This is a genomic window from Ignavibacteriales bacterium, from assembly GCA_016700155.1.
In the GTDB taxonomy this organism is placed as follows: domain Bacteria; phylum Bacteroidota; class Ignavibacteria; order Ignavibacteriales; family Ignavibacteriaceae.
Map to the genome: position 1 here is coordinate 2,667,532 of CP065001.1, position 12,130 is coordinate 2,679,661.

Annotated in this window: 7 protein-coding genes; 3 read left to right on the forward strand and 4 right to left on the reverse strand. The window is 35.9% G+C overall.

What is annotated here, in order from left to right; all coding sequences use genetic code 11:
* The 3 genes from IPM56_11310 to IPM56_11320 form a co-directional block, all read right to left on the reverse strand.
* Window positions 1-6,225 carry a hypothetical protein gene (locus IPM56_11310; protein QQS34847.1) on the reverse strand — a complete coding sequence of 2,075 codons (6,225 nt, stop codon included), beginning with the start codon at window positions 6,223-6,225 and terminating at the stop codon, window positions 1-3.
* A 72-nt stretch (window positions 6,226-6,297) separates the two neighbouring features.
* Window positions 6,298-7,011: a pyridoxine 5'-phosphate synthase gene (locus IPM56_11315; GenBank protein ID QQS34848.1), complete on the reverse strand. Its 714-nt coding sequence runs from the start codon at window positions 7,009-7,011 to the stop codon at window positions 6,298-6,300.
* Window positions 7,012-7,018: 7 nt separating this feature from the next.
* Window positions 7,019-7,795: a CPBP family intramembrane metalloprotease gene (locus tag IPM56_11320; protein ID QQS34849.1), complete on the reverse strand. Its 777-nt coding sequence runs from the start codon at window positions 7,793-7,795 to the stop codon at window positions 7,019-7,021.
* 185 nt (window positions 7,796-7,980) lie between these two features.
* Between IPM56_11320 and groES the strand changes: the two genes are divergently transcribed.
* Both groES and groL read left to right on the forward strand, forming a co-directional pair.
* Window positions 7,981-8,277 carry a co-chaperone GroES gene (groES, locus tag IPM56_11325; protein QQS34850.1) on the forward strand — a complete coding sequence of 99 codons (297 nt, stop codon included), beginning with the start codon at window positions 7,981-7,983 and terminating at the stop codon, window positions 8,275-8,277.
* A 36-nt stretch (window positions 8,278-8,313) separates the two neighbouring features.
* Window positions 8,314-9,951 (forward strand): chaperonin GroEL, encoded by a 1,638-nt coding sequence (gene groL, locus IPM56_11330; GenBank protein QQS34851.1) that lies wholly within the window; start codon window positions 8,314-8,316, stop codon window positions 9,949-9,951.
* A 66-nt stretch (window positions 9,952-10,017) separates the two neighbouring features.
* On the opposite strand, the gene IPM56_11335 is transcribed toward groL, so the two are convergent.
* Window positions 10,018-10,890: a hypothetical protein gene (locus IPM56_11335; protein QQS34852.1), complete on the reverse strand. Its 873-nt coding sequence runs from the start codon at window positions 10,888-10,890 to the stop codon at window positions 10,018-10,020.
* 261 nt (window positions 10,891-11,151) lie between these two features.
* Here IPM56_11335 and IPM56_11340 point away from each other — a divergent pair, with 261 nt between their 5' ends.
* Window positions 11,152-12,102 (forward strand): UbiA family prenyltransferase, encoded by a 951-nt coding sequence (locus IPM56_11340; GenBank protein ID QQS34853.1) that lies wholly within the window; start codon window positions 11,152-11,154, stop codon window positions 12,100-12,102.
* Window positions 12,103-12,130: the final 28 nt, after the last annotated feature.

Here is a 12,130-nt window from a genome sequence, read left to right on the forward strand (position 1 = left end):
TTACTCAACAATTACCCGTATACCTTCTGAGTGACTTGAAAACTCAGGTGCATACATACATTGAAGAGTGGTAATCCCATTTGAGAAATCTCCTTTATGATTTACTCTTAACGGATACTCAAATACATAAGTACCTTTTGGCATTCGTTCAATAAAGAAGTTTGTGGCAAAATCTCTTGTGTTTTCATAATGCCAAAGTCCATCCTGGTATTTATGTGTCGATAAAACATTAATAGGTTCAAACCCTGATGCGCGCATATCTTTTAGATGAACATATTCCATATCCCTGTCAACACGTATTTCAATTCTTACAATTATTTTATCACCGGGTTTTAATTTAGTTGACTCATCAACAGGAGTAATTTTCTTTCCGGCTTCTGAATCAAGTTCAAGAAATAGTTTTTTATTTACTTTAAGTTTTGTATCTGCCTGCGTTATCTTATCAAGCTGCTCAAAATATTGCCAGTATAATGAGCCCCAGGCAACTACATCGTTATTATTCGTCACGGTTACATTTGACATCTCAGGTTTTATCTCATCACCTTTCCACGAAGTTTTGAAATATCCTGTCCCATCTTCAATGTGAATGTCAGGATTATTCTCAAGCAATAATTTTTCTCCGCCAATTATTATATCCGGTAATTTAGTTTCTGCAAGCCAGTCTGATCCTCTCAACAAAAGTGCATAACAAGCTTCGGCAGTTGCTTTGGTTGTCTTCCAATCCTGTACCTGTTTTTGTTTCAACAGCCAGGTTTTCATCTGATCGACTGAGTTTTGATCGTTCGTAATTTCATTGAAAGCTTCAATCAACAGTGCCTGCGATTCAATTGGTGATTCGTACCAGTACCATCCGTATTCCTGTTTGAAGTACATCCCCATTTCATCATTGTACACTGCGTTCTCTAAAATAGATTTAATAATATCCTTTGAAGTTTGTACTTCATTAAACCTGTATAAAGCAAGCGCGATCATTCCCTGCATATACTTGTTATTTGGCAGCCAGTATTTGACTGCCTGTGATTTCCAGTACTCAAATGCATCCTTATGCTGATCCATAACAGGAAGATCAATAAAATAACTTCTTCCATATAAGTACTGAATAATTATCTGGGTTAAATTATCCGCACTCAACATGAACTTGTACTTTTTAAGATTCATATAGTACTCATGCATTCTTGCATCAGTATAATAAACTGCTTTTCTTACCATCTCCCACGTGGATGGATTCTGGCGGAAATTTTTAATTCCAAGCTTATCCAGATGTCCCATTCCTGAAACAATATATTGGGTGATATACCAGCTATCCGGACACCCCTTAAACCAGGACCAGCCTCCGTTTGAATACTGATTTAGTTTTAAAATCTGCTCAGCTTTGGTTTTTTCTGCAGACATTTTATTAAGATCAAACAGTAATGCAATTCTTTTTTTCCGTTCAGATTCATTTTGCGCATGAAGCACCCAGGGTGTTTCTTCAAGTAGAATATTTTTTAGCTCCTGGTTCTTCTCAAGGTTAGAAAGTAAAGCATCTTTATCAATCGTCTCCCACGATTTAAAAACTTCTTTAATCTTAGGATCAGTATTAACAATGTGCGAAGCAATACTGTTTGCATAATACTTGCTGAATGTTTGTTCATTGCATTCATACGGGTATTCCATAAGATATGGAAGTGCCTGAATTGCATACCAAGCAGGGTTTGAAGTGAACTCCAGTGACAAATTATAATTCTGTAATGTTGATGAAGTATTATTCTTCATTTTTTCCAGTACGAATGTTTTAGTCTCTTTTCCTTTAACCGGTAAAGGCAGTGTTTCTGTAACTAACATCCTGTTTGGTATTATTGGTAAGGAATTTTCTTCGCCGTCAGAAAAGTCCCCCGACTTTGCGAGCACACGATATACTATTGCATCAGTTTTTCCAACGGGAATTTTTAGTTTCCATTCCAAACCCTTACTCATTGCTGAATCAACATTGAACGATTTTATGTTATCAACATTCCCGAATACATTGTCAACCGGCTGCATAGTAAATGCGTCAAACAATTGAAGAGTTGCTGCCCCGGTTATATTACCTTTAGCGAGATTTGTTACTCTGGCTGTGAAAAATATTTCATCCCCTTCTCTTAAAAACCTTGGCGGGTGAGGCAGAACCATTAAATCCTTTTGAGTGATAGCTTCTGCGGTGACGAACTTATTTCGCATATCCTTGGTATGTGCAAACGCCATAAACTTCCATCGGGTTAGTGCTTCGGGAGATGTGAATGATATTATTACTTCGCCATCTTCATTTGTTCTTAATTCAGGATAGAAGAACGCAGTTTCATTCAGATTTGTTCTTACTTTTATATTATCAAAATTTGCTTCCGGTGGAGGTGGTGGTATGATACCTGTCTGCGAGGAAACAACTGAACTTACTCCTCTAACGGGAAGGTTTTCAATTTCATCAGCAACAATTATTGAACTTGCGTTGGTGACATTTTTGTTAATCTCTCCTCTCGCCCCTCTGACATAAATTTCATCAAGATCTTCAGATGATTTAAGATAACCACTGTCATCAACCTTTATTAAAGATACTTTTCCTTTTTTCTTTTTCTTCTTCGGGATGTCAACATATAAGTACCTGTTTTTGTAGTCGAATCCGTCAAAAGAAAAGCCAAAGCGATTAAGTGTCGGATATGGAATTACCAGGTTTAACGTAAATGGTTCATTAAAATTCTTTTGATAGAGAAATGAGTTTATTTTGGTAAATGAATTATTGCTTCGCCATTCAAGAATCGAATAATAAGTCCTGAAATAGTGTGAGCCCCAGTTGTGAGAAGTGAATTTATCCAGGGACATATCATACATTGATGCTAAAACTTCAGCAGAGACCTCATCTCCATCTGCATCACTGATTTTTAATTTCCACTCTTCAGGTTTACCGGGAATCATTTTATTCCTGAATGTTTCAAATGAGATGTTCAAATTTTTATTTGTCCATGGCACAAAAACAGTATTTGAGAATTGATGGAATTCGTTATCTGCTGTAAACCAGAATTGAACTGCAATATTTCCACGGTGTTCTTCTTCAATTTTAATTTCAATTTCTTTCTGTTCATCATTTAAGAGTATTTTGTCACTCTCAAGGATGATTCCATTTTGTTCAAGCTCATAGTAAACATTAACATTATTAAGTGCAGAACCAAAATAAAAAGCAGCAGTTTCACCTGGTTCATATTGTCTGTTATCAAAATAAAACCAGGATGCTTCTCTTAATGGAATTTTTTCGGAGTCCGGATTAAATAGTGTAAAGTATTTGTTTAACTTAATCGGTGTTCCGTTCTTATCATTTGCAGACAGAATCAGTTCATATTTTCCGGGCTTCCAGTTTTCAATGTTATCAAAATTAATCTTCGAATTTTCTTTGGTCAGAAAACTACTTTCAAAAACTATTAATTCTTTTTCCCAGTTATAAAATTCAGCTTCATCACTATAAGAATCATTATCGAATGTACTATAATATTCATCCTTTGAATAAATATAAGTATCCGGTTTCTCCCACAATCTTTTTCTGAAAATTCTTTCGGGAGTTTTTAATTTATAAACTTCCACCTTCACCGTTGCGGGTTCAAATGTACCATTCAGATTTTTTGTTGATACTCCGCATTCTGAGTTACTTTCCTGATTTATTATTTCCGGCAGCTCCACATCAGCCATCAATGATATATATCCGGCAATTACATTTGTTTGTGCTGAATGTGTTTCTCCGGTTACATCCACTACATCAGCAGTAATGGAAAAACTGAATTCCGGATTGGTTTCTCGAAGAATTGCTAAGTCAGGTACAGTTTCAAACTCTATTGTATAACGACCTTCAGCATCTGTTTTTGTAATGCCATTAATAATTTCAGTAGCGGGTCTGTTACTTCTGCACCAGATATAATAGTTTCTCCACCTCCAACTGTAATATGGAAATGAAGTATTTCTTACAACCCTGTATTTGACTTCAACATCATTAAGATTTGCCCCGGAAAATGTTTGTGCGACACCTGTTACTTTTACTTTATCATTTAACGAATAACTTCCTTTGACCGGTTCAAATTTTACTTCGAACTTTGGTCTTTTGTATTCTTCAACTCTGAATCTTGCCGCATATTTTTCATCAACCATTAAAGTGTAAAACCCACCAATCTTACCAAATGGAATAACAAACTTACCGTTAAATGTTCCGAACTCATTTGTAGTTAATGTGGTATCAGTGATCTTCTGCATGTTTGCGTCATAAAAACTTACTACTGATGAATGATTCTCTAAAACTCCCTGTTCTTTATCACCATTCGTTTGATACATCAACCCTTTAAAATATACTGTCTGTCCGGGACGATATATTGATCTATCTGTAAAGAACATAGACTGAGTATACGTTTTAACATACTGATCTTTAAAACGATAGTAACTGTCATAAAGATCATCGGAGGCAAACCGGTCGTTGTCTTTTAGAAAAAACAATTTAAATGGTCCTGATGATTTTTTACTTAAGTCGAATTCTGTTTCGCCATTATCGTTAGTTAATAGACTGTCAAGTAACAAGTATCTATACTTCCTTAAAGAATCATCATAGTATTGTGAATAGACTTTAATTTTAACTCCGCCTATTGGGAGCCCTCTTTTTCTATCAAAAGTAAAAATGCTTAGCTTGCCATCGAGTAATTCACGTTTAAGAAACCCGATGTTTGTAACCCAGGTCCGTGCATAGGCGATTGCATTCTTTTCAACTACAAAATTGTTGTCAGTCGCAGCCAATATCATGTATCTTCCTGCTGGTAAAGCCGGAATGATTACCTCTGCTCGATGTTTTTGATAGTCGCCCGGGTTGGGCAGAACCTGAGTCCATTCTTTCACTCTTTGATAATTAAGATAATTTTCTATTTCACGATAATATTCATAAGAAATACTTGTTAACTCTTCTGCTTCATCCAATTTGATTACTCTGAAAAAAAGTTTGTGAACATTCTTGTAGGTTATCAATGCTCTGAATGGCTGTCCTTCAATGTTTGCATTTTCAACCTGGAATTCTATTGACTTCTGAAATATTTCTCTTTTAAGATAGTCACATTGTGTAGTGCCATAAGAATCGGGGAATGTTGAGATGATACTGTCGCAAATTTCCAACGCGCGTTTGGTGTCCCATTTATGCTGGTCAGATGCAGATGCATCATATTTTGCACCTTCTTCTTTATAGTACTTTGCTATGTTGTACCAGATTATCGATGAATGAGGAATTCCCGCAAATCGTAATGACATATTCTGCAGTGAAGCAAAGTAATAGGTTCTTTTACTTGTGTATACACTATTTCGTAAAACAAAATTTAATCTTGCTACATCAATATCTAATAGTGCTTCCCTATTGCCAGTGGCAAGATGAAATTGAATTAGGTCCTGGTATAATTTTATGGCATAATACTTAAGTGATAGCGAGTCCTGTGTACTATAATTTATTTTGATGAATTCTTCCGCATCGGAAAAATCATCCGGGCTATTAAGTATGAATTTATAAACAGGTTGTGTTAAAGAAGATTCTTCATTATTAAAAAATATAAGTGCTTCGTGTGCAAGCACATCATACAGGGTCGGACGAAGATTTGAATACTGAGTATCGCTGTAGTCCAGAATATCTTCAAAAGTAAGTACAGGAATTTTTTGAAGCTTTTCTTTTTCACTGATTGCTTCCAGGTAAAGCCTGGTAATTTCTTTAACAATCCGATTAAGATCCCAGGTTAAGAAATCTTCATTATCAAAGTTTACTGTTTCGGTTCGTTGTTGATATTTATAGCGATTGTTCCTGTAATATTGCCAGTACATATCAGCAAGAATTGATTTGAGAATAGCTTTAGATGGAAATTCAGAATCGCTGATCTCTTTCTTTACATCATTAACAATTTTAACCTGGCTGTTTTCTTCAGTGTAATTTGCAAATTTAAGCTTGTACAAAACTGATTTGATAAATTGTGGATGTACATTTTCTTTTTTTGATCGTTTATAAATCTTTTCAACTATTTCCAGGGCTGAGCGCGATAACCCTGACTGTTCAAGAGAATCTACCTTCTCCCATAATCCGTCATAATCCGTTTTCTGCGGCTTTTTTATACTATATACACTCTTTGTGTTTGTGAAATCAAGTTGTGAGCTAAATGTGAATGAAAAGAAAATTACCGGAAGGACGACGATGAGTATTCTTTTAAACCGCATACTTCTCTCCCTATTTATTACCCGTGTATTATATAAATTCCGCTAATAACATGAGCGGAAAGTTCAGTAAAGTCAAGCCCTGATTAAAGCAATCATTTCTTTAACCGCCTCATTCATTCCAACAAAAACTGCGCGGGCTACAACAGCCTGACCAATACTTACTTCATCTATATCAGTAAGTTCGCGAAAAATTTTGATGTTGGAATAATTAAGTCCATGCCCGGCATTTACACCAAGCCCGAGCTTTTTTGCATGCTTTGAAGCAACCCTGATTTTTTCAAGTTCATCAAATTGTTCTTCTTCTGATAATGCATTTGCAAAAACTCCGGTGTGAATTTCTATATAATCACTTTCAATCTCTGCTGCTGCGTCTATCTGGTTTATTTCAGGTTCAATAAAAAGTGATATTTCTATTTCATGCTTATGAAGTTGTTTTATTGTATCAGAAAGAAGCTGAATGTTATCAAGAACATTTATTCCGCCTTCAGTAGTTAGTTCTAATCTTTTTTCCGGAACTATTGTGGCGAGTTCAGGTCCAACATCACATGCAATTTTTATAATCTCTTCAGTTGCTGCCATTTCAAGATCAAGTTTTGTTGTGATGAGTTCACGCAGCAATCTTAAATCTCTTTCATTAATATGTCTTCTGTCTTCCCTGAGATGAACAACAATTCCATCAACACCCGCCTGCTCTGCTATAAGTGCGGCAGTAACAGGATCAGGCTGCATTTCTCCTCTTGCATTCCTTAATGTTGCTATGTGATCAACGTTCAATGCGAATCTCATTTTATCCTCAGAAAATTTTTGAAAGAATATTAATGAATGAACTTATCCCGATTCCATAATCATCAGCTCTGAATCTTAATGATGAAAATAAATCGATACTAAAAATTACACTCATATGAACTATAACACAATACAGAAATGATCTTGTTCGTAATGCGAGTATCCCTAATGCAATTCCCGCGATGATTGAGCCGAATGTTTCCGGTGCAGGTTTGCCATTGTGCAAAATCAGGAATGGTATCATCTGAATCAAAACGGAGTAGTATCCAAATTTCGGCTCAAGTCCGAAAAGCATGAATCCTCGCCAGATAAACTCCCACGAAAACATATACATCAGCATTCCTGCTTCGAAGATGAGGAAAATTTCCCAGCTAGATTTTGCTGATGGCAAATGAGGATATGTTTTACTGAATTCCGGGAGAGATGAAGCAATCCAGACTAACGGAAGCATTATTACTAAAAATAAAAATGTAATCTTTAGTCCAATCTTATAATCACCCGGAATGAATCCGTAATCTTTTATTTTCTCTTTCAGAAAAAGTTTGATGATGATTAAAGGGAGTACAAAAAAAGTAAAGAAGTCGCCAATGAACCAGTAAAGGTATTCAATCAAATAAACATGTTGATGAAACTGGTAATCACTGAACAGGTTTGCTCTGAAAAATTTTCTGGATGTGAAATACCATGATACTGTTTGAAGAATTGCGACAGAAAGAAAGACTATCACAACCTTCCTATCCAGTTGTTTTATGATCAGCCAGAGTTTTTTTAATTCATTTTTCATTTTTTTGAACTTTTTACGTAGAGGCATCATACATTGCCTTAACATCTGTAAATATAAGCAAAATAAGACGTTAAAGATATGAGACAATCCCAGGGACTTGACATCTTCCACTGACAATATTAAATTAGCACTCGCTTTTTAAGAGTGCTAACATTTCAAATTAAAACAATAAAAAGGAGTAAAAAATGGGTAAACTAAAGTTAAATCCATTAGCTGACAGGGTTATTGTAAAACCAAATGAAGCTGAAGAAAAAACCAAGGGCGGAATCATCCTTCCAGATACTGCTAAAGAAAAACCGGTTGAAGGAACCGTAGTTGCTGCCGGTTCTGGTAAAGTTGCCGATGATGGAAAACAGGTTAAGATGGAAGTAAAAGTTGGTGATAAGGTTCTGTATGGAAAATACAGCGGAACAGAAGTAACAATTGACGGCGAAGAATATCTCATCATGCGTGAGAGTGATATTTTCGCAATTATCGGTTAATAATTTTTTTTTGAATAAATCTAAAGGAGAAATAAAATGTCTTCAAAATTAATTGAGTTTGATAGCGAAGCGCGTGGTAAGATAAAAAAAGGTGTAGATAAATTAGCTAACGCAGTTAAGGTTACCTTAGGACCAAAGGGTCGTAATGTAATCCTTGAAAAGAAATTCGGTGCGCCTACTGTAACCAAAGACGGTGTTTCAGTTGCTAAAGAAATTGAACTCGAAGATGCTGTGGAAAATATGGGTGCCCAGATGGTTCGCGAAGTTGCATCCAAAACTAGTGATGTTGCGGGTGATGGAACAACAACAGCTACAGTTCTTGCTCAGGCAATTTATCGTGAAGGATTAAAGAACGTTACAGCAGGCGCAAATCCAATGGATCTGAAAAGAGGAATTGACCTGGCTGTAAATAAAGTAATTGATTACCTGAAATCTGTAAGCAAAGAAGTTGAAGGACGCAATGAGATTGCACAGGTTGGTTCAATTTCAGCAAACAATGATAAGTCAATCGGTGACTTGATTGCAGACGCTATGGAAAAAGTCGGTAAAGATGGTGTTATCACAGTTGAAGAAGCAAAAGGAACAGAGACAGCTTTAGAAGTTGTTGAAGGTATGCAGTTCGATCGCGGATATATCTCTCCCTACTTTGTTACCGATACAGAAAAGATGGAATCAATTCTTGAAGATCCTTTCATCTTAATTCACGACAAAAAAATCTCTGCAATGAAAGACCTTTTACCTGTACTTGAAAAAGTTGCACAGCAAGGACGTTCAATGTTGATCATTGCTGAAGATCTTGAAGGTGAAGCACTCGCTACATTAGTTGTAAACAAAATTCGCGGCACACTGAAAATCGCTGCTGTTAAAGCTCCCGGATTCGGTGACAGAAGAAAAGCAATGCTGGAAGATATTGCAATACTTACAGGCGGAACTGTAATTTCAGAAGAACGCGGATTCAAACTTGAGAACGCAACTGTTTCATACCTTGGAACTGCGAAGAAAATTGTCATTGATAAAGACAATACAACAATAGTTGAAGGTGCCGGACAGACAGATGATATCAAAAAACGCATTAACGAAATAAAAGCTCAGATAGAAAAAACAACATCTGACTATGACAAAGAAAAACTACAGGAAAGATTAGCAAAACTTTCAGGTGGTGTTGCAGTACTAAAAATTGGTGCTTCAACAGAAGTTGAAATGAAAGAAAAGAAAGCAAGAGTAGAAGATGCTTTACACGCAACCAGAGCAGCAGTTGAAGAAGGTATAGTTGCAGGCGGCGGTGTGGCTTTCGTAAGAGCAATTTCAGTTCTTGATAAAGTTACAGGCGAAAACACAGACCAGACAACGGGTGTTAAAATAATCCAGAAAGCTCTTGAAGAACCGTTAAGACAAATAGTAAACAATGCCGGCATCGATGGTTCAGTTGTTCTTGCTAAAGTTAAAGAAGGTAAAGACGATTACGGATTTAACGCAGCTTCAGAACATTACGAAAACCTGATTAAAGCTGGTGTTATCGATCCTACAAAAGTTACAAGAACAGCACTTGAAAATGCAGCTTCTGTATCATCACTCTTAATTACAACTGAAGCAGTTGTTTACGAAAAGAAAGAAAAAGAAGCTCCGGCTCCAGCTATGCCAGGCGGTATGGGTGGAATGGACGGAATGTATTAAAATATATTTCGTGATAAAGTTAAAGGCGGATACCATCTCCGCCTTTTTCTATTTTAAATCATGAACTCAGTAAGATTCAATATTCTGCAGTTCATTAATTTTTTTCTCAACCGCTCTTATTTCATTTAACTCATCAAGGATCATTCTTCTCTTTAAATAGAAATCTTCCTGAAGATAACTGGCAATGCTTGTATCATGAGATGAGGGACATCTTAAGATCATTCCGGCATTATGAATCGCAGCTTGTGAATCCCCCGTGTTGCTGATAATTATGTCATCCGCAATATCAACAGTACCTATATCCTGTAACGAAGGAATCTGTTCGAGCAGATTTTTATACTCAAAATATTTTTCAATTTGTCTTCTTGTAACTGCATAGATTTGGTGAAGTATTTCAACCTTCCGATCCGCCTTATCAACAAATTTCTTAAAGTTTATGCTGCCGGCGAGGCCATGCGGTATTCTCTTATTTTCTATTAATTCTTTGAAGAGTTTTCTTAATTGTCCAGGTTTAATAAAAATATCATCATCAATTATTATAAAATTATTGTTGCTATCAGAGAGTGCTATTTCCCAACGGTTGCCTACTCCTTCCCTTTTCGATTGCTCAATCAGCATTACCCTGCTGTCCTTGAATTTCATGTAGTCAGTCAATTTGTAGTCAACGGGATTGTTATTTGATATGATCACCCTGCTTATAAAAGAGCATTTAAGCGCGGACTTAACAATCGGTTCAATATTCCGGATCCGTTTATACGATAGTAAAACCAGTGTTATACTTTCCCTGGAAGCAAAGTGAACTTTTTTTCCAAAGTGAATTCTTAGAATCCATACCCAGTACAGTAACCACTTGCCCAGAAATTTAGCTGAGTCCTTCATTTTCACTGGATTTAATTTTCCATACGAAAGCTTGTAATTGTACTTAATGATCCTGAACATTTGATACCTGTCAATAAATTTCAGCGTTTGGAACTTTTCCTTTGTGTAACTCGATTTAATTGAAAACTAATTTGCTGTAATATTTTGAACCATTCTTCTCAATTATTCTCAAACGAATGAATTGAAATACTAATTAAGTATATTAACTATTGAATTTAATTGTTTTTACAGGGCATAAATTTTGTTTAACTAACCAAACTAAATTTATTGATTTTATAGTTCATTTTATATGCCACATTTTATCCAGAAAAAAATCTTTAATTGAAATCAGTGGAAAATTCTTTCGCCAAAGCTATATATCAAAAGGTCGATGATCTGATTGAAAATTCTGAAAAGAAAACTCTGAAGATCAGATTACTACTTTATTTACGATGCATCCGGATCAAAGAAGTAATACTCATAGGCGGTGTAACTTTTCTGGGACTCCTTTTCTCAGTTCAAAATCTTTCATTTGCGCTGCTAATGGATTGGGCTCTTGTAATGATCTCCACATATCTTCTGCTGGGACATGTTTATCTTTACAATGACTGGCAGGGTTATGCTTATGATAGAAATGATCTGAATAAACAGGACAAACCTGTTGTGAGCGGAAAAATCTCTTTAACAGAAATAAAAATTCTGGCTATAATATTACTTCTGGTTTCGTTATCCATTGCGTTATATTTTTCTGTCTGGATGATGATCGTTGGACTCACTATAGCCTTTCTGAATTTTATATACAGCAACAATAAAATATTTCTTAAAAGTGTACCGGTTATGTCTTCAATGCTTCATGGAGTTGGGGCAACACTCGGATTTAAATTCGGTACATTATACCAGGGTGAATGGACTGCGTCAGCAACTCTGTTCGGTATATATTTCGGAATAGTTTATGCAGCCGGACATTTAAATCACGAAATCACAGACTTCGAATCTGATAAGAACTCAGGTGTCCCGACACACGCTGTGGTATTCGGAAAAACCAAAGCGTTCAAGGCAAGTTTTATTCTGTTTTCAGTTTCATTCCTTTACATTACTGCACTTTCATTTTACAATATACTTCCAAGGCTTCTTATAGCCGGAGTCTCTCTAGCTTATCCTATTTATGTGTTCTTCTACATGAATACGCTAAAACAAAATTTGAGTCACGGTTCAATGATAAACTTCAGAACACAATACCGTATGCTTTATTTGCTGTGGGGTATTTTTCTGGCAATTTGTATCGCCATATAATTCTGAATATTAAAGAGCTTTAACTTGA

Bases quoted from the DNA above. Each gene is read 5' to 3' on its own strand.
- IPM56_11310 (QQS34847.1), bottom strand. From the start codon at position 6,225: ATGCGGTTTAAAAGAATACTCATCGTCGTCCTTCCGGTAATTTTCTTT.
- IPM56_11315 (QQS34848.1), bottom strand. From the start codon at position 7,011: ATGAGATTCGCATTGAACGTTGATCACATAGCAACATTAAGGAATGCA.
- IPM56_11320 (QQS34849.1), bottom strand. From the start codon at position 7,795: ATGAAAAATGAATTAAAAAAACTCTGGCTGATCATAAAACAACTGGAT.
- groES (QQS34850.1), top strand. From the start codon at position 7,981: ATGGGTAAACTAAAGTTAAATCCATTAGCTGACAGGGTTATTGTAAAA.
- groL (QQS34851.1), top strand. From the start codon at position 8,314: ATGTCTTCAAAATTAATTGAGTTTGATAGCGAAGCGCGTGGTAAGATA.
- IPM56_11335 (QQS34852.1), bottom strand. From the start codon at position 10,890: ATGTTCAGGATCATTAAGTACAATTACAAGCTTTCGTATGGAAAATTA.